Annotated in this window: 18 protein-coding genes; 12 read left to right on the plus strand and 6 right to left on the minus strand. The window is 72.5% G+C overall.

Annotated features, from left to right (window positions below; all coding sequences use genetic code 11):
- Positions 1-82: 82 nt before the first annotated feature.
- Positions 83-1141, minus strand: a complete 1059-nt coding sequence (gene trpD / locus IE108_RS24710) for an anthranilate phosphoribosyltransferase (RefSeq protein ID WP_226486799.1) — start codon at positions 1139-1141, stop codon at positions 83-85.
- Between the two features lie 137 nt (positions 1142-1278).
- Between trpD and pdxR the strand changes: the two genes are divergently transcribed.
- The gene (pdxR, locus tag IE108_RS24715; RefSeq protein ID WP_064730079.1) at positions 1279-2694 is read left to right on the plus strand and encodes a MocR-like pyridoxine biosynthesis transcription factor PdxR; all 1416 of its coding nucleotides are present in this window, start codon (positions 1279-1281) and stop codon (positions 2692-2694) included.
- Here pdxR and IE108_RS24720 read toward each other — a convergent pair.
- On the minus strand, positions 2660-3247 hold the full coding sequence (locus IE108_RS24720; protein WP_064730080.1) for an anthranilate synthase component II: 588 nt from the start codon (positions 3245-3247) through the stop codon (positions 2660-2662). The two genes, pdxR and IE108_RS24720, sit on opposite strands and share 35 nt — an antisense overlap.
- Complete coding sequence (locus tag IE108_RS24725; protein ID WP_064730081.1) at positions 3244-4770, minus strand: anthranilate synthase component I family protein; 1527 nt, start codon at positions 4768-4770, stop codon at positions 3244-3246. Before IE108_RS24725 ends, IE108_RS24720 begins: the two co-directional genes overlap by 4 nt.
- Before the next feature lie 176 nt (positions 4771-4946).
- On the opposite strand from IE108_RS24725, the gene IE108_RS24730 reads away from it, so the two are divergent.
- Positions 4947-6278 (plus strand): class II 3-deoxy-7-phosphoheptulonate synthase, encoded by a 1332-nt coding sequence (locus IE108_RS24730; RefSeq protein WP_064730082.1) that lies wholly within the window; start codon positions 4947-4949, stop codon positions 6276-6278.
- Positions 6279-6352: 74 nt separating this feature from the next.
- On the opposite strand, the gene ybiA is transcribed toward IE108_RS24730, so the two are convergent.
- Positions 6353-6940: a riboflavin biosynthesis intermediates N-glycosidase gene (ybiA, locus tag IE108_RS24735; protein WP_189397767.1), complete on the minus strand. Its 588-nt coding sequence runs from the start codon at positions 6938-6940 to the stop codon at positions 6353-6355.
- A 211-nt stretch (positions 6941-7151) separates the two neighbouring features.
- On the opposite strand from ybiA, the gene IE108_RS24740 reads away from it, so the two are divergent.
- From IE108_RS24740 to IE108_RS24775, 8 genes are all read left to right on the plus strand, one after another.
- Entirely contained in the window at positions 7152-8687 is a 1536-nt protein-coding gene (locus IE108_RS24740; protein WP_064730084.1) for a gamma-aminobutyraldehyde dehydrogenase, read from the plus strand.
- Between the two features lie 55 nt (positions 8688-8742).
- Complete coding sequence (locus tag IE108_RS24745) at positions 8743-9990, plus strand: polyamine ABC transporter substrate-binding protein (RefSeq protein WP_064730085.1); 1248 nt, start codon at positions 8743-8745, stop codon at positions 9988-9990.
- Between the two features lie 5 nt (positions 9991-9995).
- Positions 9996-11153, plus strand: coding sequence for an ABC transporter ATP-binding protein (locus IE108_RS24750; RefSeq protein WP_107420491.1), 1158 nt, complete (start codon positions 9996-9998; stop codon positions 11151-11153).
- On the plus strand, positions 11153-12085 hold the full coding sequence (locus tag IE108_RS24755; protein WP_064730086.1) for an ABC transporter permease: 933 nt from the start codon (positions 11153-11155) through the stop codon (positions 12083-12085). Before IE108_RS24750 ends, IE108_RS24755 begins: the two co-directional genes overlap by 1 nt.
- The gene (locus IE108_RS24760) at positions 12086-12886 is read left to right on the plus strand and encodes an ABC transporter permease (RefSeq protein WP_064730087.1); all 801 of its coding nucleotides are present in this window, start codon (positions 12086-12088) and stop codon (positions 12884-12886) included. It abuts the gene before it with no gap.
- A 35-nt stretch (positions 12887-12921) separates the two neighbouring features.
- On the plus strand, positions 12922-14349 hold the full coding sequence (locus tag IE108_RS24765) for an NAD(P)/FAD-dependent oxidoreductase (RefSeq protein ID WP_064730088.1): 1428 nt from the start codon (positions 12922-12924) through the stop codon (positions 14347-14349).
- A 133-nt stretch (positions 14350-14482) separates the two neighbouring features.
- Complete coding sequence (locus IE108_RS24770; protein ID WP_064730089.1) at positions 14483-14941, plus strand: hypothetical protein; 459 nt, start codon at positions 14483-14485, stop codon at positions 14939-14941.
- 87 nt (positions 14942-15028) lie between these two features.
- Positions 15029-16843, plus strand: coding sequence for a chitinase (locus IE108_RS24775; RefSeq protein WP_064730090.1), 1815 nt, complete (start codon positions 15029-15031; stop codon positions 16841-16843).
- Here IE108_RS24775 and IE108_RS24780 read toward each other — a convergent pair.
- Complete coding sequence (locus IE108_RS24780) at positions 16782-17471, minus strand: phosphatase PAP2 family protein (protein WP_064730091.1); 690 nt, start codon at positions 17469-17471, stop codon at positions 16782-16784. The genes IE108_RS24775 and IE108_RS24780 overlap by 62 nt on opposite strands.
- Positions 17472-17515: 44 nt before the next feature.
- On the opposite strand from IE108_RS24780, the gene IE108_RS24785 reads away from it, so the two are divergent.
- The gene (locus tag IE108_RS24785; RefSeq protein ID WP_229852328.1) at positions 17516-18313 is read left to right on the plus strand and encodes a tetratricopeptide repeat protein; all 798 of its coding nucleotides are present in this window, start codon (positions 17516-17518) and stop codon (positions 18311-18313) included.
- A 425-nt stretch (positions 18314-18738) separates the two neighbouring features.
- Here IE108_RS24785 and gabT read toward each other — a convergent pair whose 3' ends face one another.
- On the minus strand, positions 18739-20073 hold the full coding sequence (gene gabT / locus IE108_RS24790; RefSeq protein ID WP_064730093.1) for a 4-aminobutyrate--2-oxoglutarate transaminase: 1335 nt from the start codon (positions 20071-20073) through the stop codon (positions 18739-18741).
- Positions 20074-20329: 256 nt separating this feature from the next.
- Between gabT and IE108_RS24795 the strand changes: the two genes are divergently transcribed.
- Positions 20330-22459: a hypothetical protein gene (locus IE108_RS24795; RefSeq protein ID WP_064730094.1), complete on the plus strand. Its 2130-nt coding sequence runs from the start codon at positions 20330-20332 to the stop codon at positions 22457-22459.
- Positions 22460-22522 lie beyond the last annotated feature (63 nt).

Genomic DNA, 22522 nt, shown 5'->3' on the forward strand with positions numbered 1-22522 from the left:
GAGGCCCGGTGTCCGGGAGCCGCGCCGGCTCCCGGACACCGGGCCCTCGTCCTGGATCGTCCCGGGTCCCGAGCGGGTCCTCTCACGGCTTCCCGGCGCGCTTGCCCGTGACCGCCGCCCAACGCTCCAGCACCCCGGCCGCGGCTCCCGAGTCGATGGCCTCGCGGGCCTGCCGCACCCCCTCCGCGAGGCGTTCGGTCAGCGGCGCCGACGAGGGCCGCAGGGCCGCCAGCCCGGCCGCCGCGGAGAGCAGCACCGCGTCCCGGACCGGTCCCGGGGCCCCGTCGAGGACCTCGCGGGCGACCCGGGCGTTGTGGCGCCGGTCGCCGCCGCGCAGGTCCTCGGGGCGGGCGAGCCGGAACCCGAGGTCCCGCGGGTCCAGCACCTCTTCCCGTGCCCGGCCCCGGTGGACGGTCCACACGCGGGACGTCGTGGTCACGGTCAGCTCGTCCATGCCGTCGTCCCCCCGGAAGACCAGGGCCGACACCCCCCGGCGCGCGAGCACCCCCGCCACCGGCGCCAGGGCGTCGGCCGCGGCCACCCCGACCGCCTGCGCCGCGGGGGCGGCCGGGTTGCACAGCGGGCCCAGCAGGTTGAAGGCGGTGCGCACCCCCAGCTCCCGCCGGGTCGCGGAGGCGTGCCGCAGCGCCGGATGGAAGACGGGCGCGAAGCAGAAGGTGATGCCCGCCTCCTCGGCGACCTCCGCCACCTCGTGCACCGGGAGGTCGAGCACCACGCCCAGCTCCTCCAGCACGTCCGCCGAGCCGCAGGAGGAGGAGGCGGAGCGGTTGCCGTGCTTGACGACCCGCGCGCCGGCCCCCGCCGCGACGATCGCCGACATGGTGGAGATGTTCACGCTGTGGGAGCCGTCGCCGCCGGTGCCCACGATGTCCAGTGCCGGACCGGCCACCGGAAGCGGAAGCGCGTGCCGGAGCATCGCCCGGGTCAGCCCCTCGACCTCCTCGGCCGTCTCGCCCTTGGCGCGCAGGGCCACCAGCAGCCCGGCCAGCGCCGCGGCGCCGACCTCGCCCGCCATGATCCGTTCCATGGCCCAGTCGGTCTCCTCGGATCTGAGGTCGTTCCCGTCGAGCAGCGTGTCGATCAGGGCGGCCCATTCGCGAACCCTCGGCCGTGCGGTCACGGAATTCTCCTCATCGGCGCCGAATTGCTACCACCTGCCATTGTCGGGACCGGCGTTGTCGCACGGCAGACCAATCATTCGTGACGCATACGGTCCACATGCCGAACCGGAATGATGTGTACCGGAAAGGAAGAGAAATGGCGCTGCACTTTTCGGTGCCGGTTTCCCGGAATTCCGGCGAATCCCTCACCGCGCAGATCCAGCGTTTCATCAAACAGGAGATCCAGCGCGGCACCCTCCACCCCGGCACCCGGCTCCCGCCCAGCCGGTCGCTCGCCGTGGACCTGGAGGTCTCCCGCAGCGTGGTCGTCGAGGCGTACGCGCAGCTGGCCGCCGAGGGCTATCTGGAGGCGGTCCGCGGTGCGGGCACGCGCGTGCGGAGCCACCTCTCGCGCGAAGCGGTGGTGCCGGTGCTGCTCGACGAGGGCCCGGTGCCGCCGATGCGCTGGGACCTGCGGCCCGGCAGCGACAACGCCCCCGGCCTGCCCCGGCGGGAGTGGCTGACGGCCTATCAGCGCGCTCTGGGCGCCCCGCGGCCCCGCGGCACCACCCGCCCACACCTGGCCGGCGAGCCGGAACTGCGCGGCGAACTCGCCCGCCACCTCGGCCGGCTCCGGGGGGTGTCGGCCACGCCGAGCGGCGTCCTGGTGGTCGGTGGCTTCGCCCAGGCCCTCACCCTGCTGTGCGCCGTGCTGCCGGACCTGGGCGTCACCGAGCTGGCGGTGGAGGACCCCTGCCACCCCGGGCAGCGGCGCTTCGTCCGGGACAACGGCCTGCGCGTCGTCCCGGTGCCGGTGGACGACGAGGGGATCGACGTCGACGCGCTCGCGGCGACCTCCGCCCGTGCCGTCCTCGTCACGCCGGCGCACCAGTTCCCCACCGGATCCGTGCTCTCCGCCGCCCGGCGCGACGCGCTGGTCCGCTGGGCGCGCTCCGTCGACGGCTGGATCGTGGAGGACGACTACGACGGCGGGCTTTGGTACGACCGCCGCCTGCCCGGACCGCTGGCGCTCCAGCGCCTGGCCCCGGAACGGGTCGTCTACGCCGGCACCGCGAGCAAGGTCCTCGACCCCGGCCTGCGCCTGGGCTGGCTCGCCGCCCCCGAGGAACTGCTGCACCGGCTGCTGCACGTCCGCGCCCGGCACGACCTGGGCACCGAGTCCTTCACCCAGCTCGCCCTGGCGGAACTGCTGCGCAGTGGGCTCTTCGACCGGCATCTGCGCCGGCTCTCCCAGCGCTGCGCGGTGCGGCGGCGGTCCCTGGAGGACGCCGTGCGCATCCATCTGCCGGGCGCGGCGGTCCGCGGTCCGGCCGCGGGCCTGCACGCGAGCGTCCGGCTGCCCGAGGGCACCGACGAGGCGGCGCTGGTCGCCGGCGCGCTGCGGCGCGGGGTGCTGGTGCGCGGCGGCACCGCGTTCGGCACCGCGCGCAACAGGGCCGAACCCGCGCTGGTCGTCGGCCACGCCCATCTGCCCCGGACCGGGATAGCCGAGGCCCTCCACGCGATCGGCGCCGGGTTCAGCCCGCCGGGACCGGGCTCCCGGCGCCGGTGAGGAAGTTCTCGAACAGGCGCAGTCCGCCCGTGGTCATGATGCTCTCCGGATGGAACTGCACCCCGGCCACGGGCAGCGAACGGTGCCGCAGGGCCATCACGTATCCGTGGTCGACGGCGACCGCCGTGGTCACCAGGGGTTCCGGCAATGGTTCGGCGGCCACCAGCGAGTGGTAGCGCGTGGCCTCCAGGGTGTTCCCGAGCCCGGCGAACAGACCGGCGCCGTCGTGGCGTACGGCGCTGGTCCGGCCGTGCATCACCTGCTGGGCGACCTCGACGCGCCCGCCGTACGCCAGGGCGATCGCCTGGTGCCCCAGACAGACGCCGAGCAGGGGAACGCGGCCGGCGAAGCGGTGCACCAGTTCCACGTGACCGGAGTCGGCGGGATGGCCCGGACCTGGGCCGAGCACCACCGCGTCGGGCCCGAGGGCGGCCAGCTCGTCCGGCGTCCGGGTGCGGGAGCGCACGACCTCCGTCGACGCACCCAGCGTGCGCAGGTATTGGTTGATGACGTGCACGAAGCTGTCGTACGCGTCGATGAGCAGCACCTTCACGGCAGCAGTTCCTCCCCGGTGAGCGCCCAGTGGGCGGCCCCCATCTTCGCCAGCGTCTCGCGCCATTCGGCCTCGGGCTCGGACTGCGCCACCAGGCCCGCGGAGCTCTGGGTGGAGTAGGCGGCGCCGTCGTACTCCACCGTTCGGATGCACAGCGCCAGTTCGCTCCACCCGCGCACGTCCCACAGCCCGACGGCGCCCGCGTAGGCGCCCCGGGCCTCGCGTTCCAGTCCGTCGAGGATCTCCATGGCGCGCAGCTTCGGCGCGCCGGTCATGGTGCCCGCGGGGAAGGTGGCGCGCACCGCGTCCCACACGGTCACACCGTCGGTGAGCCGTCCCGAGACGCCGGAGACCAGGTGGAAGACGTGCGAATAGGCCTCCACCTCCATGAGTCGGTCGACCGGCAGCGTGTCCGGCCGGCACACCCGGCCGATGTCGTTGCGGCAGAGGTCCACCAGCATGACGTGCTCGGCCTGTTCCTTGACGCTCTCCCGCATCTCCTTGATCCGCAGCCGGTTCTCCTCCTCGTCCGCGCCGCGCCGGGCGGTCCCCGCGATCGGGCGCATCGTGATCCGGTCGTCCTCGATCCGGAGGAAGAGTTCGGGGCTCGCCCCGATCAGCAGCGAGTCACCGCGCGGCGCGAGGTACATGTACGGCGACGGGTTGCGCGCGCGCAGCCGCCGGTAGACCTCCACGGGCGTCAGGTCGCTGCGCACGTCGACGCGGTGACCGATCTGGATCTGGTAGATGTCCCCGATCCGGATGTGTTCAAGGCAGCGCTCCGCCCACCGCAGGAACGTCGCGCGGTCCAGGCTGTCGCGCACGGAACGGGGCTCGGGCGCCGGGGGCGCGGGGACCGCGGGCCGCCCGGCCGTGAGCGCGGCGAGACGGGCGAGCCCGGGGTCGGCACCGGTGCCGAGCGCGTCGCTCCCGGCCCGCAGCTCCCGGACCCGGCCGGTCTCACGGTCGTAGCACACCGTGTGCCGGAAGAGGGCGAGCGTGATGTCCGGTCCGCGCGGAGTCTTGGTCCGGGGCCCGAACTCCTCCATGTGCCGGCTCGACTCGTAGGCGAGGCAGGTCAGGAAGCCGAAGGCGAACTCGGTCGCCGGGACGTCGCCGTCCACCTCGAAGGCGTCGCGCCCCACGGCGTCCAGGAACGTCCACAGGAGGTCAGGGCGTTCGGCCCGGACCGCGGCCGCCGAACCGCCGCCCCCCGGCGGCGCGGCACAACGGGTGAGACCGAGACCGTCCGCGAGGCCGAGCAGGGTGGCGACGAGCACCGGTTCCCCGCTGATCCGCAGAAGCGTCGCGGCGTCCGCGTCCGCCAGGACCCGGATCTCCAGCAGCCGTCCGCATCCCAGGAAGGCCCGGTCGGGCGCCTGCCCCGCGCCCGAGGCGTTCTCGAGAACGTAGACGTCGTCCGCGGGGCGGGTGCGCAGCAGTTCCTCGTAGAGGTCGATCGGGTCGTGCGCCGGCAGTTCTGCCTCCGTGACGCGTATGTGAACGGGCGCGCTGCGTGCCATTGTCCCATCCTCTCGTTCCCATGCCGGCAGACAGCGAATCAAAGGAAACCGTTGGTCGGACAGACCAATTCCGCCGCGCGTGTCCGGTCCACATCCGAATGACCTTGACGGGGAAAGCGCAGCCAATTGAAGTGAGATCTCCCGGTTCATGAGCGAAGCAGACCGAGGGGACAGAAATGACGTCGGAACACCTGACCGGTCAGCGGCCGTCGGACGACCAGCAGCCGGAATGGCCGGACGCGGGTCGGCTGCGCGAGGTCACCGGGCGGCTGGCCGCGGCGCCACCACTCGTCTTCCCGGCGGAGTGCGAGGCGCTGCGCGCACGGCTCGCCGCGGTCGCCCGCGGGGAGGCGCTGCTGCTCCAGGGCGGCGACTGCGCGGAGACCTTCGCCTCCGCGACCGAGGAGTCGGTCGGCGGCAAGCTCCGCACGCTGCTCCAGATGGCGGTCGTCCTGGCGCACGGCGCCTCGCTGCCGGTGGTCAAGGTGGGCCGGATGGCCGGCCAGTTCGCCAAGCCCCGGTCCCGGCCCTTCGAGGAGCGGGACGGCGTGCGGTTGCCCTCGTACCGGGGCGACGCCGTGAACGAACCCGGATTCTCGGCGCGCGAGCGCACCCCGGACCCGGCCCGCATGCTGCGGATGTACGAGACGTCGTCCACCACACTCAACCTGGTGCGCGCGCTGACGGCCGGAGGCTTCGCGGACCTGGCGCGGGTGCACGAGTGGAACCGCGCGTTCGTCGCCGGCGCGTCCGACGGCCGGCGCTACGAGCGGCTGGCCGGCGAGATCCAGCGGGCGCTCGCCTTCCTGCGGGCCTGCGGGGGCGACACCCGGGCCACGGCCACGGCCGAGTTCCACGTCAGTCACGAGGCCCTGCTCCTCGACTACGAGCGTCCGCTGACCCGCACGGACCCGGAGACCGGCCGGACCTACGGCACCAGCGGTCACCTGCTGTGGGTGGGGGAGCGAACCCGCCGCCCCGACGGCCCGCACATCGACTACGCGGCCGGCGTCCGCAACCCGGTCGCGGTCAAGCTCGGTCCGGGCGTGGCGGCGGACACGGTCCTGCGGTACGTCGACCGGCTCGACCCGGACCGGGAGCCCGGGCGGCTGACGTTCGTCGTCCGCATGGGGGCGGAGCGGGTACGGGAGCGGCTGGCGCCGCTGGTGGAGAAGGTGGGCGCGGAGGGCGCCCTCGTCTGCTGGGTCTGCGACCCCATGCACGGGAACACGTTCGTCGCGCCCAGCGGCCACAAGACCCGGCACTTCGACGCGATCGCGGACGAGGTCCGCGGCTTCATGGAGGTGCACCGGTCCCTCGGCACCCATCCGGGCGGTGTGCACCTGGAACTCACCGGGGGCGACGTCACCGAGTGCCTGGGCGGCAGCGCCGGCGTCGATGTCGACACGCTGCCGCGGCGCTACGAGACGGCGTGCGATCCGCGCCTGAACCACTCACAGGCGCTGGACCTGGCCTTCCTGATCGCGGAGTGGTACCGCTCGGTGTGACGCCCGGACGGGCCCGGCCGCCCCCTCCCACCCGGGAGCCGGGCCGCCCCCGGCCGCCCAGGAGCGGGCCCGGTTCAAGCCCGCAGCCGCTCCCGCGCCCCCATCAGCGCGAACCCCAGCAGATTCGCCCCCCGCCACCGCTCGGGATCCGTCGCCGCGGCGTCGTCCGCGGCGAGCCCGATGCCCCAGACGCGGTCGACGGGGCTCGCCTCGACCAGGACCCGCTCACCCGTGCCGAGCAGGTACGCGCGCAGCGCCGGGTCCGAGGCGAACTTGTGGACGCTGCCCTCGACGACGATCCGGAACCGCTCCCGCTCCCACACCGCCTCGTCGAAGCCGCGGACCAGCCGGCCCGCCTTCTTGGCCTCGGCGGGGTGGCCGGCGGCCAGGACGCGGCGCTCGGCCTCGGCGTCCTCGAAGAAGCGCGCTTTCCCGGCCATCATCCAGTGCTCGGCCGTCGCGTACTCCACGCCGGCGACGGTGAACGGCGACGGCCACCACTGGCTCAGGCAGCTCGGGCCGGTCCGGCCGCCCGGGAGCGGACGGTGACCCCAGAAGCAGAGGTACTCGACCCTCGCCCCCGCCCGGACCCTCGCGAGCAGTGCCTCCCTGCCGTCCACGGCCGGTGCCGCCTCCGTGACCCCGTCCGCCGCCCCCGTCATCCTGTCCATGCACGCGAGTCTGGCACGCGCCACGGACACTCCGTCCGGGCTTTTCCGTGGCGACTCGACACCTGGTCGACAGATTCCGTCGCGTAACCAAATGGCAACAACGGAATCACTTGTTGGAGGCCTACTGCTCTGCCAGGATCGGCACTCACATCGAGCCTGAGCCACGCCGGCCCCCGCCACGGGGAGACCGAGGAGAGCCGACATGCACAACCCGGGCAACGCCACCCCGGACCGATTCCCGGCCCAGGACCGCTTCGCGGACGGCGCCCAGTACATCGCGGGCCGCCTGAGGAAGGGCACCTCCGGGCGCACCCACACCGTCGTCGATCCGGCGACCGGCGAGGACGTCCTGACCTACGAGCTGGCCGGCCCCGACGACGTCGACGCGGCCGTCGCCGCCGCCCGGGCGGCGTTCCCGGGCTGGGCCGGAGCCACGCCGGGCGAGCGCTCCGACGCGCTGCACCGGTTCGCCGCCGTCCTCGCCGACCGCGCCGAGGACTTCGCCCGCGCGGAGTCCCTCCAGTGCGGCAAGCCCCTGAAGCTGACCCGCGAGTTCGACGTACCGGGCAGCATCGACAACACGGCCTTCTTCGCCGGCGCCGCCCGGCACCTCCAGGGCCAGTCGGCGGGGGAGTACTCCGGCGACCACACCTCGTACGTCCGGCGCGAGCCGATCGGCGTGGTCGGCTCCATCGCGCCCTGGAACTACCCCCTCCAGATGGCCGCCTGGAAGATCCTCCCGGCGATCGCCGCGGGCAACACCATCGTGCTCAAGCCCGCCGAGATCACGCCGCTGACCTCCCTGATGTTCGCCGAGGCCGCCACGGCCGCCGGCATCCCGGACGGTGTGATCAACATCGTCAGCGGCACCGGGCGGGAGGCCGGCGAGCACCTGGTCGGCCACCCCGACGTCGCCATGACCTCCTTCACCGGCTCCACCGCCGTCGGCAAGCGCGTCGCCGAGGTCGCCACCGCCACCGTCAAGCGCCTCCACCTGGAGCTGGGCGGCAAGGCACCCTTCCTGGTCTTCGACGACGCCGACCTGGACGCCGCCGTGCACGGCGCGGTCGCGGGCGCGCTGATCAACACCGGCCAGGACTGCACCGCCGCCACGCGCGCGTACGTGCAGCGGCCCCTGTACGAGGCGTTCGTCGAGAAGACCGCCGCCCTCATGGACACCGTGCGGGTCGGCGACCCCTTCGCCCCGGGCACCGACCTCGGCCCGCTGGTCAGCCACGTCCAGCGGGACCGCGTCGCCGGCTTCGTCGAGCGGGCGCGCTCCTACGCGCGCGTGGTGGCCGGCGGCGAGGCACCACGGGGCGACCTCAAGGACGGCGCCTTCTACCGGCCCACCCTCATCGCGGACGCCGCGCAGGACAGCGAGGCGGTCCAGGCCGAGATCTTCGGCCCCGTCCTGGTCGTGCTGCCCTTCGACACCGACGACGAGGGCATCCGGCTGGCCAACGACACGCCGTACGGGCTCGCCGCCTCCGCCTGGAGCCGGGACGTGTACCGGGCGAACCGCGCCACCCGCGAGATCAAGGCGGGCTGCGTGTGGGTCAACGACCACATCCCGATCATCAGCGAGATGCCGCACGGCGGATACAAGGCGTCCGGCTACGGCAAGGACATGTCGGCCTACTCCTTCGAGGAGTACACACAGGTCAAGCACGTCATGTTCGACAACACCGCGGTGGCGGCCAAGGACTGGCACCGCACCGTCTTCGGGGACCGATAGTCACGTCGAGAGGCCGCCGACCACGGCCGACCCACCCGAAAGGGCAACCACGCGCATGGAGCAGTACGAGCCCGACCGCCTGTCACCGGCCCAAGCGGCCGCCATGCGGCGCAGTCTCAGGAGCGGCAGGGCCGCCCTCACCCGCCGCTCACTGCTGCGCGCCTCCACGGGCGGCGCGCTCGCGGCCGGCGGCCTCGGTCTGCTGAGCGGCTGCGGCATCCCGGCGGCCGGCAAGACCGAGGGCGGCGTCTCCTCGGAGGACCGGTCCGAGAAGGAGAAGCGGATCGCCTTCTCCAACTGGACCGAGTACATGGACGTCGACGAGGCCGGCCGGCGCCACCCCACGCTGGACGCGTTCACCGAGCGCACCGGCATCAAGGTCGCGTACACCGAGGACATCAACGACAACAGCGAGTTCTTCGGCAAGATCCAGCCGCAGCTCGCCGCGGGCCAGGAGACCGGCCGGGACGTCATCGTCCTGACCGACTGGCTGGCCGCCCGCCTGATCCGCCTCGGGTGGGTCCAGAAACTGGACCCGGCCAACCTGCCGCACGCCTTCGCCAACCTGTCGCCCCAGTTCCGCAACCCGGACTGGGACCCGGGGCGCGCGTACTCCTATCCCTGGCAGGGCATCTCGACGGTCATCGCCTACAACAAGAAGGCGCTGGACGGCGTCGAGGTGAAGTCGGTCGCCGACCTGCTCGACAACCCGAAGCTCAAGGGCCGGGTCGGCTTCCTCACCGAGATGCGCGACACCGTCGGCATGGTGCTGCTCGACGAGGGCAAGGACCCGGCCCGCTTCACGGACGACGACTACGACGCCGCGATCGCCCGGCTCCAGAAGGGCGTCGACCGCGGTCAGATACGCCGCTTCACCGGCAACGACTACACGTCCGACCTGAGCAAGGGCGACTTCGCGGCCTGTCTGGCGTGGGCCGGGGACGTCGTCCAGCTCAAGGCGGACAACCCGGACATCGACTTCGTCATCCCGGACAGCGGCTACGTGACGTCGAGCGACAACATGCTGATCCCCAACAAGGCGCGGCACAAGACGAATGCCGAACGGCTCATCGACTACTACTACGAGCCGCGCCCGGCCGCGGAACTCGCCGCCTACATCAACTTCGTCTGCCCCGTCGACGGCGTGAAGGACGAACTGGCGAAGATCGACGAGGACGCGGCGAACAACCCGCTGATCATTCCCGACAAGGCCATGCAGGCCAAGTCGCACTCCTTCCGCTCCCTGAGTTCGAAGGAAGAGACGGCATACGAAGAGAAGTTCGCGAAGCTCACTGGGGCGTGACGATCATGACGAACACGACGAAGACGCAGCCGGGCGGCGACGTCCGCCTCGCCGGCATCAGCAAGACCTACGGCTCCTTCACCGCCGTGCACCCGCTCGACCTGACCATCCCGCAGGGCTCCTTCTTCGCCCTGCTCGGCGCCTCGGGCTGCGGCAAGACCACCACCCTGCGCATGATCGCCGGACTGGAGGAGCCCAGCGGCGGCACCGTTCACCTCGGCGACCAGGACGTGACCGCCCTCCCGCCGTACAAGCGGCCGGTCAACACGGTCTTCCAGTCCTACGCCCTCTTCCCGCACCTCGACATCTTCGAGAACGTCGCCTTCGGCCTGCGCCGGCGCGGCATCAAGTCGGTGAAGAAGCAGGTCGAGGAGATGCTCGACCTGGTCCAGCTCGGCGAGCAGGCCCGCAAGAAGCCGCACCAGCTCTCCGGCGGCCAGCAGCAGCGCGTCGCCGTCGCCCGCGCGCTGATCAACCACCCCAAGGTGCTGCTCCTCGACGAACCGCTCGGCGCCCTCGACCTCAAGCTGCGCCGCCAGATGCAGCTGGAGCTGAAGCGCATCCAGACCGAGGTCGGCATCACCTTCGTGCACGTCACGCACGACCAGGAGGAGGCCATGACCATGGCCGACCGGGTCGCCGTGATGAACGCCGGCCGCGTCGAGCAACTGGGCGCCCCCGCCGACCTGTACGAGAACCCGCAGACCACCTTCGTCGCCAACTTCCTGGGCACCTCCAACCTGATCCAGGCCGAGGTCGACAGCCGCAGCGGCGACGACGTCGTGGTGCGCGCGGCCGGCGACAAGCTGCTGCTGCCCGCTTCCCGCTGTGCCGTGCCCGCGCAGGCGGGCGGCAAGGTGCTGGTCGGCGTACGCCCCGAGAAGGTCGGCCTCACCCACGCTGACGAGGCCGGCTCCATACCCGAGGGCCGCAACCGCATCACCGGCAGGATCGGCAACAGCAGTTTCATCGGCGTCTCCACCCAGTACGTCGTGGACTGCGCGGCCTGCCCCGACTTCGAGGTGTACGCCCAGAACATCGACCGCGACGCCCGCCTCGTGCCCGGCGCCGACGTCGTCCTGCACTGGAACCCGGCGCACACCTTCGGGCTGGACGCCGCCCAGGACATCGACGCGGGCGTCGCCGAGGGCGAGGCCGCCTGATGTCGACCCTCACCGAGGCGCCGCCGCCGCTCACCCCGCCCGCGCCCGAGACGAAGAAGCCCCCGCGCAAGAGGGGCCGCTGGACGCCGTACTGGCTGCTGCTGCCCGGCATCCTCTGGCTGGTCGTCTTCTTCGCGGCGCCGATGATCTACCAGGCCTCCACCTCCGTGCAGACGGGCTCGCTGGAGGAGGGCTACAAGGTCACCTGGCACTTCGCCACCTACTGGGACGCGCTGTCCGAGTACTGGCCGCAGTTCCTGCGCTCGGTCGCCTACGCGGCCTCCGCGACCGTGCTGTGCCTGGTCCTCGGCTACCCGCTCGCGTACCTGATCGCCTTCCGCGCGGGACGCTGGCGCAACCTGATCATGATCCTGGTGATCGCGCCCTTCTTCACCAGCTTCCTGATCCGCACCCTCGCCTGGAAGACGATCCTCGCGGACGGCGGGCCGGTCGTGGGCGCCCTGAACACGCTGCACGTCCTGGACGTCACGAGCTGGCTCGGCTGGACGGCCGGCGACCGGGTGCTGGCCACGCCGCTCGCGGTGGTCTGCGGTCTGACGTACAACTTCCTCCCCTTCATGATCCTGCCGCTGTACACCTCGCTGGAGCGCATCGACGGGCGGCTGCACGAGGCGGCGCGCGACCTGTACGCCAAGCCGTCCACGGTGTTCCGCAAGGTCACCTTCCCGCTGTCGATGCCGGGCGTGGTCTCCGGCACGCTGCTGACCTTCATCCCGGCGACCGGCGACTACGTCAACGCCTCGCTGCTCGGCTCGGCGGACACCGGAATGATCGGCAACGTGATCCAGTCGCAGTTCCTGAGGGTGCTGGACTATCCGACGGCGGCCGCGCTCTCGTTCATCCTGATGGCCGCGATTCTCGCCATGGTCACCGTCTACATTCGCAAGTCCGGCACGGAGGATCTGGTTTAAATGGCCTTCGTCAACTGGTTCAAGCGCAATCTGGTCGTCATCGCCGGACTGCTGACGCTCGCTTATCTCCTGCTGCCCAACGTCATTGTCACGGTGTTCTCGTTCAACAAACCGAACGGGCGCTTCAACTACGAATGGCAGAAGTTCTCCACGGACGCCTGGAAGGATCCGTGCGGTGTCGCGGGGTTGTGCGGTTCGCTGTCGTTGAGCCTCCAGATCGCCCTCTGGGCGACGCTCGGCGCCACGGCGCTGGGCACCGCGATCGCCTTCGCGCTGGTCCGCTACCGCTTCCGCGCGCGGGGCGCGATCAACTCGCTGATCTTCCTGCCGATGGCGATGCCCGAGGTCGTCATGGCCGCCTCGCTGCTCACCCTGTTCCTCAACATGGGTGCCCAGCTGGGCTTCTGGACGATCCTGATCGCCCACATCATGTTCTGCCTCAGCTTCGTGGTGACGGCCGTCAAGGCACGGGTGATGTCGATGGACCCGAAGCTGGAGCAGGCGGCGCAGGACCTGTACGCCGGTCCCTTCCAGACCTTCGTGCGGGTCACGCTCCCGATCGCGGCCCCCGGTATCGCGGCCGGCGCGCTGCTCGCCTTCGCGCTCTCCTTCGACGATTTCATCATCACCAATTTCAACGCGGGTTCCACCGTCACGTTCCCCATGTTCGTCTGGGGCTCGGCGCAGCGCGGAACGCCCGTTCAGATCAATGTCGTCGGTACGGCCATGTTCGTCATCGCCGTACTGTTCGTTCTGGCCTCGATGGCCATCGGCAACCGCCGAAATCGCCGCAAGGCGTAGCGCACGGAGCAACACATTCGTAGGGAGTTGAAATCATGGCCCCTAGCGCCATGAGCCGCAGCAACGACTGGACGAAATCCCTTTCCGACGCCCAGCCGGTCCCGTACTGGCTGGACGACCCCGGTCGCCCCCGCCCGCAGCCCGCCCTGACCGGCGCCGAGACCTGCGACCTGCTGGTCGTCGGCGGCGGCTACAGCGGCCTGTGGACCGCTCTGATCGCCAAGGAGCGCGACCCGGGCCGGGACGTGGTGCTGCTGGAGGGCCGCGAGGTGGGCTGGGCCGCCTCCGGCCGCAACGGCGGATTCTGCGCGGCCTCCCTCACCCACGGCCTGTCCAACGGCCTCACCCGCTGGCCGGAGGAGATCCACAAGCTGGAGGAGCTGGGCGCCCGCAACCTCGACGCGATCGAGACCGCGGTCGCCCGGCACTCCCTGGACTGCGACTTCGAGCGCACCGGCGAGATCGACGTGGCGACCGAGCCCTACCAGGCCGCCGAGCTGAAGGACTGGTACGAGGAGATCCGCGGCAAGGGCCTCGCCGACGGCGTGGAGTACCTGGACGCCGACGCCGTACGGGAACAGGTCGACTCCCCGACCTTCCGGGCGGGCCTGTGGGACCGCCGGGGCGTGGCCATGCTCAACCCCGCCAAGCTCGCCTGGAACCTCAAGCGGGCCTGCCTGGACCTCGGCGTGCGCGTCTACGAGAACACCCCGGCGCTCACCCTGAAGCCGTACGGCGCCGGGATGGCCGTCCGCACCCCCTACGGCGGGGTCCGCGCCCGCACGGTCGCGCTCGGCACCAACATCTTCCCGAGCCTGGTCAAGCGGGTGCGTCCGTACACCGTCCCGGTCTACGACTACGCCCTGATGACCGAGCCGCTCACCGACGGGCAGCTGGCCTCGATCGGCTGGCAGGGCCGGCAGGGGCTCGGGGACAGCGCCAACCAGTTCCACTACTTCCGGCTCTCCTCGGACAACCGGATCCTGTGGGGCGGTTACGACGCGGTCTACCCGTACGGCGGCCGGGTGCGCGCCGAGTACGACGACCGCCCGGAGACGTACGCCAAGCTCGCGGGGCACTTCTTCACCTGCTTCCCGCAGCTGGAGGGCGTCCGCTTCACGCACGCCTGGGGCGGCGCGATCGACACCTGCTCGCGCTTCTCGGCGTTCTTCGGCACCGCTCACCAGGGAAAGGTCGCCTACGCCGCCGGGTACACCGGCCTCGGCGTGGGCGCGACCCGGTTCGGTGCCGAGGTGATGCTCGACCTGCTGTCGGGGGAGCGCACCGAGCGCACCGAACTGGAGATGGTCCGCAGGAAGCCGCTGCCGTTCCCGCCCGAGCCCTTCGCCTGGACGGGCATCGCGCTCACCAAGTGGTCGCTGGCCCGCGCGGACGCGCAGGGCGGCCGGCGCAACCTGTGGCTGCGGACCATGGACAAGCTGGGCCTGGGCTTCGACAGCTAGGCCTGGGGACCCCCTTTCGGGCCCTGTGATCCGGATCACCCGAACGAGGTGCGGCGACTCGCGTAATGCCCGCCGCCGGCCGCCCTCTCCCTCGTGACGCACCCGCGTCCAACGAGCGAGAGGGAGGTCTCACATGCCTGGTGCGAAGACGGCGGTCGCGTGGCTGGCATCCGTCGCACCGGATCCCGAGTCCTGCCGGCGGGAGTGGGAGCGCAACCCCCTGGGGGTCGCCCTGCTGCCCGCCGGCAAGGCCTGGGACGTGCTCATCCTGCCGAGCAGACTCGGCTATCCCACCCTGGACGTGCTCTCCCGCGTCCTCGACCAGCCGGGCCCTGTACTCGTCGACTTCGGCGACGCGCGCACCGGCTTCTTCGTGCCGGCCGGCACCGCGACCCGCTGGGTGGGCACCGGGGTCCGCACGGCCGGGCTCGGCACCTGGATCGTGGTGCCCTACCCCGGCGGGCTCTCGGCCGGCGGAACCCGGTGGCTGATCCCGCCGGACGGGTCCGGAACCCTCACCGACCCGGCGCTGCTGGAGCTGGCGATGCACGAGGCGGCCGCGGCGCTCGCGGGGGAGGAGGGAGGGACATGACCTGCGCAAGGGGTTGACAAGCGAATTGGTCTGGACCAAGTTGGGCGCGCTCCACCCTCCCCATCTCCCCCATGTCCGGAGGCACTTGTGGACCGCTCCAGACCGCTCGCGCGTCGCCCCCTCGTCACCCTGCTCACCGCCGCGGCACTCGCCGCGTCCGGACTGACCGCGCTCACGTCGGCCGCCCGTGCGGCCGACGCGGACCTGGCGCGCAACGGCGGCTTCGAGTCCGCCCTGGACGGCTGGACCTGCACGGCGGGCGCGGTCGTGAACGCGCCCGTGCACAGCGGCGGCGCGGCCCTCAAGGCCACCCCGGCGGGCGCCGACAACGCCCGGTGCGCGCAGACGGTGACGGTCCGGCCCGACTCCCAGTACACGCTCTCCGGGTACGTCCGCGGCACCTACGTCTACCTGGGCGCGAGCGGCACCGGCACCACCGACGTCTCCACCTGGGCCCAGTCCGCACCCGACTGGCAGCGCCTGACGACGACCTTCCGCACCGGCCCCGCCACCACCCGCGTCACCCTCTACACCCACGGCTGGTACGGCACCGGCGCCTACCACGCCGACGACATCTCCCTCACCGGCCCGGGCGGCGAGACGGGCCAGCCCCCGGCGGTCCCCGGCGGCCTGACGGCCGGTTCCGTCACATCGACCGGCGTCGCGCTGAGCTGGTCGCCCGTCCCCGGCGCGACGGGCTACGCCGTCTACCGGGACGGCACCCGCGTCAGCACGGTCACCGGCACCTCCACCACCGTCACCGGCCTGACCCCCTCGACCGCGTACGCCTTCCAGGTCGCCGCCGTCAACGACGCCGGAGAATCGGCGCGTTCGGCGACGGTCACCGCCACCACCGCCGAGCGCCCCGACGGCGGGGGCTCCGGCGACCTCCCGGCCCACGCCCTGGTCGGCTACCTGCACGCCAGCTTCGCCAACGGCTCCGGATACACGCGGCTGGCCGACGTGCCCGACAGCTGGGACGTCATCGACCTGGCCTTCGGCGAGCCCACCACGGTCACCAGCGGCGACATCCGCTTCGAACGCTGCCCGGTCAGCGAGTGCCCGAACGTGGAGAGCGACGCCGAGTTCAAGGCCGCCGTCAAGGCCAAGCAGGCCGCGGGCAAGAAGGTGCTGATCTCCATCGGCGGCCAGAACGGCCAGGTCCAGCTGACCACGACCGCCGCCCGCGACAAGTTCGTCTCGTCCGTCTCCGCGATCATCGACGAGTACGGCCTCGACGGCCTCGACATCGACTTCGAGGGCCACTCCCTGTCCCTGAACGCCGACGACACGGACTTCAAGAACCCGAAGACCCCGGTCGTCGTCAACCTGATCGCGGCCGTGAAGACCCTCAAGGCCAAGTACGGCGACGACTTCGTGCTGACCATGGCCCCCGAGACCTTCTTCGTCCAGCTCGGCTACCAGTACTACGGCACGGGCAAGTGGGGCGGGCAGGACCCGCGGGCCGGCGCCTACCTCCCGGTCATCCACGCCCTGCGCGACGACCTCACCCTGCTGCACGTCCAGGACTACAACTCGGGCCCGATCATGGGCCTCGACAACCAGTACCACTCCATGGGCGGCGCCGACTTCCACATCGCGATGACCGACATGCTCCTCACCGGCTTCCCGGTCGCCGGCGACGCGGCCAACGTCTTCCCGCCGCTGCGCCCCGACCAGGTCGCGATCGGCATGCCCGCCTCCGTCAACGCGGGCAACGGCCACGTCTCCCCGGCCGAGGTGAACAAGGCGCTGAACTGCCTCACCAAGAAGACCGACTGCGGCTCCTACGCGACCCACGGCACCTGGCCGGAGCTGCGCGGCCTGATGACCTGGTCGATCAACTGGGACCGGTTCGCGAACTGGGAGTTCCAGAAGAACTTCGACGCGTACTTCGGCTGACCGCCCCCGGGGTGCGGCGGACCGACCACCACACCCCGGCGAGCAGCAGCGCGCCCAGGCACCAGGAGGCCGCCACGTCCAGCGGCCAGTGGTAGCCCCGCCGCACCAGCCCGTAGGAGGTGCCCAGCACGAGGAGTGCGCAGAGCACGGCCGACGCCCGGCGCACGGCCGGCGAACGCACCACGCCGAAGAGCAGCAGCGTCGCCGTGCCGTACGCGACGACCGCCGTGGCGGTGTGGCCCGAGGGGTAGTAGCCGACGGCCGGGGGCACCGCCGGGGTTCCGGGGCGGTCGGTCCACGCCTTCAGCGGCGCCACCAGCGCCGGAACCAGAGCCATCGCCAGGGCGCCGGCCAGCGGCGGCAGCCACCAGCGGTCCGCGCCGCGCGACCGCCCGTGCCAGGCCGCGTACCCCAGCGCCACGGCCAGGACGGGCACGGCGACCTGTACGTTGCCGAGGTCCGACAGCAGCTCCGAGAACCGGTCCGGACGGACGAGCGCCCGGCTCAGGCGCTCGTCCGCGCCGACGAGCGGCCCGTCGGCGAGGACCTGCCAAGTGATCAGCGCGAAGAGGAGCAGCGGGAGCCCGAGGAGGGCGGACGGTGAACGGAGCGGAGCGGCGGCCGGCATGAGGCCCAGCTTCGCAGGCCCGCCGGCACGTAGGCTCACCGGCCGTGACGACCATACGAACGGCACGGGACAACGAGTGGGGCAAGACCTTCGCTCGGCTGCGGACGATGACCGAAGAAGGCCGGTACGAGGAGGTCGAGGCAGAGGCGCGGGCACTGGCGAAGCTCCCGCGGCGGCCCTGGCGCAGGCGTCCGCCGCACTGGGAGGCGAGGGTGCTGGCCACCGGATCGGCCGTCATGCACGGCCGCGGGGCCGAGGTGCTGGACGAACTGGACGCGCTGATCGCGGAACTGGAACCGGTCGGCCTCAACTCGCAGATGCTGCGGCTGATCGCCCGCGGCCACCGCGCGGCCGCCCTGTCCGGCGCTCGGCGGTACGCGGAGGCGGAGACCGAGGCGCTCGCCGTGCTGAAGGAGCTGTCCCGGATCGCCCACCGCACGCCGGTGGCCCGGCTGGAGGTGACGATCCTGACGCACCTGGCGGGCGCGCTGTGCGGGCTGGGCCGCCACGAGGAGGCGGAGGCCGTCGCCCGCGGCAACCTGCCCCGGGCCCAGCCGCCCACATCCCTCGTCCTGCACCTGATGCTGGTGCGCAGCCTGAACGGGCAGGGCCGCCACGAAGAGGCGCTGGCCGAGGCCCGCCGGGGTGCGCCGGAGCCGCCGCGCATGGCCGGAAACCTGGACCTGGTCACCGCCGAGGCCCTGCACGGCCTCGGGCGCCGGGAGGAGGCGGAGGCGGCCGTGCGCAGGGCGCTGGGCGCGTTCGAGCGGCGTGTGCATCCCGGTCACCCGCGCTTCCGGGACGGCCGCGAACTGCTGGGCCGCATCACGGGCGGGGCCTGAGGGACAGCGGGCGCGAACGCGCCGAAGGGCCGGCACAAGGGGGGGAGTGTGCCGGCCCTTCGGAGAACGGCCGGCCCGGGTGCCGAGGCGGCCGTCGTGACCGGAACGCCGCGCGCCCCGGGGGGTTTGGGGCGGGCGACCGTCCGATCGGTGAGGATCCGGAACCCGTGGATTCCGGTTGTGTGCGCGAGGCACGACCAGGTCGAGGCTGGGGAAGCGACGGCCTGAGATCCGCCCACAGTCCCCTGTGGGCGGGTGTATCTCTCATCTGCGTAGAACCTACGGCAGGGGGTGCGCTCAGGGCAGGGCCATCGGCGTCCTGCCATCCACCCCGCACACGTTCTTCACACGCTCTGCCGCTCGCTTCGCCAGGCGTGCGAAACGCGGCTCGGATGGGCGTTCGGACACTCGCGCAGCCGCGCGTCCTAGAGCCCCGCGAAGCCCTGCTCGATGAGGTCGAGGCCCTCGTTGAGCAGGTCGTCGCCGATCACCAGCGGCGGCAGGAAGCGCAGCACGTTGCCGTAGGTGCCGCAGGTCAGCACCAGCAGGCCCTCGGCGTGGCAGGCCTTGGCGAGCGCGGCGGTCGCCTCCGGGTTCGGCTCCTTGGTGGCGCGGTCCTTGACCAGCTCCACGGCGATCATCGCGCCGCGGCCCCGGACGTCGCCGATGACGTCGAACTTCTCCGCCATGGCGGTCAGCCGGGCCTTCATGACCGCCTCGATGTGCTTCGCCCTGGCGTTGAGGTCCAGCTCCTTCATGGTCTCGATGGCGCCGAGCGCGCCCGCGCAGGCCACCGGGTTGCCGCCGTAGGTGCCGCCGAGGCCGCCGGAGTGCGCGGCGTCCATGATCTCGGCGCGGCCGGTGACCGCGGCGAGCGGCAGGCCGCCCGCGATGCCCTTCGCGGTCGTGATCAGGTCCGGGACGATGCCCTCGTCCTCGCAGGCGAACCACTGGCCGGTGCGGCAGAAGCCGGACTGGATCTCGTCGGCCACGAAGACGATGCCGTTGTCGTTCGCGAACTTCACGATCTCCGGCAGGAAGCCCTTGGCCGGCTCGATGAACCCGCCCTCGCCGAGCACCGGCTCGATGATGATCGCGGCCACGTTCTCCGCGCCCACCTGCTTGCTGATCTGGTCGATCGCCTGGGCGGCGGCCTCCGGTCCGGCGTTCTCCGGGCCGGTCGGCCAGCGGTAGCCGTAGGCGACCGGGACCCGGTACACCTCGGGCGCGAACGGACCGAAGCCGTGCTTGTACGGCATGTTCTTCGCGGTCAGCGCCATCGTCAGGTTGGTCCGGCCGTGGTAGCCGTGGTCGAAGACGACGACCGCCTGCCGCTTGGTGTACGCACGGGCGATCTTGACGGCGTTCTCGACGGCCTCGGCGCCGCTGTTGAACAGCGCGGACTTCTTGGCGTGGTCGCCCGGCGTCAGCTCGGCGAGCGCCTCGGCGACGGCGACGTAGCCCTCGTACGGCGTCACCATGAAACAGGTGTGGGTGAAGTCGGCGAGCTGCGCGGACGCCTTGCGTACGACGGCCTCCGCGGAGGCGCCGACGGAGGTCACGGCGATGCCGGAGCCGAAGTCGATCAGGCGGTTGCCGTCGACGTCCTCGATGATGCCGCCGCCGGCGCGGGCGGTGAAGACGGGCAGGACGGAGCCCACACCCTGCGCGACCACGGCCGTGCGCCGGGCCTGCAGCTCCTGCGACTTCGGGCCGGGGATGGCGGTGACGACGCGGCGCTCCTGCTCAAGTGCGGTCATGAGGGCTCCTGGGTCTTGCGCGATGGTGCGGACTCTTGCTTCTTTTCTCGCAGGCTAGGACCGGTGGCGCGGGGTGGGCATGCTCCATGTGGGCGTTGTCCGCGGCGCCGGTTGTCCGTCCTGGACAGGTGCCGGGAAGGGCGGCGTCGGGACACGTCGGTGCGGGCCCGGCCGCGTAAGCGGTGAACTCCCCTTGGGAGGGCGTTAGATTGGCTCGCTGATGGTGGACGGAGCGGCTGGTCAGGGGGCAAGGGCGATGGACAGCGACGGGAACCGGGACGCGCGGGGTACGCATGCGAATCCTGTGCCGCGTCCGGCGGGGCCTCCCGAGGTCCCCGGGGTGCCGCCGCGCCCCTCCCGGGCACCGGGGGCGGCCCCGCCGCCGCTGCCCGACGGGTCCGCCTTCCTCTCCTGGCTGCGCACCCCGCGCCCCGAGGCGCCGCCCGGCGTCTGGCGGCTCGGGCACCGGCCGCGCCCGCAGGAGGAGCCCGAGCGGGTGCCGGGCCGCCAGCTGGTGAGCGGCGCGGTGATCGCCTTCCTCGTCGGCTGGCTGATCTGGTCGCTGCTGTGGAACGGCTACCTGGGCGGCTGGTGGCTGCTGCCCCTGTACGCGATGATCCCGGACTCCTGGGCCGAGCCGCACAGCTTCGGGTCGGTCGTGGTCGTCTACGCCTACTACGCCCTGATCGCCGGCATCATCATGGTCGGCGTCGGCAGGCTCGGCCGCTGGGACGAGATCTGGCGGCGCTACGGCCCGCCCGCCTGGCGCCCCGCCACCCCGGCCGCCGGCCCGCCGCCCGCCCCGCGGGAGGACCCCGCCGCCTGGCCCGCGCTGCGTGCCGCCGGTGCCGTCGAGGCCGCCGAGCGGCTCGCCACCGAGGCGCACCAGGGCCTCATGCGGGACGTCGACCACGCCCGCATCGCGCGCGCCTGGCAGGGCGTGCAGAACGGCCGGCACAGCCTGGCCACCTTCACCGGCGCGGTGCTCGGCGCGGGTTCCGGCGCCTGCCCGCACCCCTCCGGCGACCGCGACCTGCCCGCCCGGCGGGCCCACCACGACCTGGTCACCGGCCAGGTGCGCATCGGCACCGCCGCCGACGACGCCCGCAACCCGTACGCCTACCGCGGGACCGGCCTCGCCCTCGGCCCCGACCTGCTCGGCACCTCCCTGCTCGCCGTCGGCCCCGCGGGCTCCGGCAAGACCGGCGGCGTCGTCCGGCCGCTGGCCGAGTCGCTGTGCCTGCACGCCCTCGCCGGACGGGCGGCGGTCGTCGTGGTCGGCGCCGCCGGCTCCGACCTCGGGCCCGCCGAGGCCTACGACGTCGTCGTGCGGATCGGCCACCCGGACTCCGTCTACGACCTCGACCTCTACGGCGGCACCACCGACCCCGACGAGGCCGCCGTCGTGCTCGCCGAGGCCCTGGTCGGCGACCTGACCGACCCGCACCCGGGCGGTGACACCCGCCGCTCCACCACCGTCCTGGCCCAGCTGCTCGGCCCCTTCCGCGCGGTGCACGGCCGCTTCCCCGGTGTGCCGGAGCTGCGGCAGCTGCTCGACGGGACCCCGGGGCCGCTCGCCGAACTGCGCCAGGGCCTGCGCGCGGCCGGCCAGGAGTCGCTGCTGCGCGAGCTGGACGCCCGCGAGCGGCAGATGGGCCACCCCGGAGACGTCGGCGGGGTGCTGGCCGACCGGGTGGCGCTCCTCGACCGGCCCGCCTTCGCCCCCTTCTTCGACACCTCGGGGCAGTCCCGGCCCTTCTCCCTCAAGTCCCTCGACCACCCCGTGCGGGTCCGCATCGACCTGCCGGAACGCGGCCACGCGGACGCCTCCCGGATGCTGGCGCGGCTGGTCCTCGCCCAGTTCACGGCGAGCGTCACGGTGCGCGAGGACCGGTCGCTCTTCGCCTGCCTGGTGCTGGACGACGCGAGCGGGGTGGTGACGCCCGAGGCGGTACGGGGCGTGCAGCGGCTGCGCTCGGCGGGCGCCGGGGCCGTACTGACCCTGCGGACCCTGGACGACGTGCCGCGGGCGCTGCGCGGGCCGCTGCTCGGGGCCATCGGCTGCCGCATGGCGCTCTCCGGGCTCACCCCCTGGGACGGCCAGGACTTCGCCGAGGTGTGGGGCAAGGAGTGGACCGAGGCCCGCGACGTCACCGACCGGCAGATCATCGCCGAGACCCCGGCGGGCAAGGCCGTGCACATGGTGCGCCGGGTGATCACCGGCAAGGCGCCCACCGCGCGCGCGGTCACCGTCCGGCAGGTCGAGCGGGAGCGCTGGTCGGCGTCCGAACTGGCGCACGCCGTGCCGGCCGGGCACGCGGTGCTGTCGCTGACCACCGTCCGGGGCGAGCACGCGCCGCCGCTGCTGGTGGACCTGCGGGGGTGACCCACCGGGGCGGGCACCCCGGACCGTACAGTGAGGCAGAATCGACACAGGTCGTTCATACGC

The organism is Streptomyces parvulus, from assembly GCF_014648855.1.
Classification (GTDB): Bacteria; Actinomycetota; Actinomycetes; order Streptomycetales; family Streptomycetaceae; genus Streptomyces; species Streptomyces parvulus.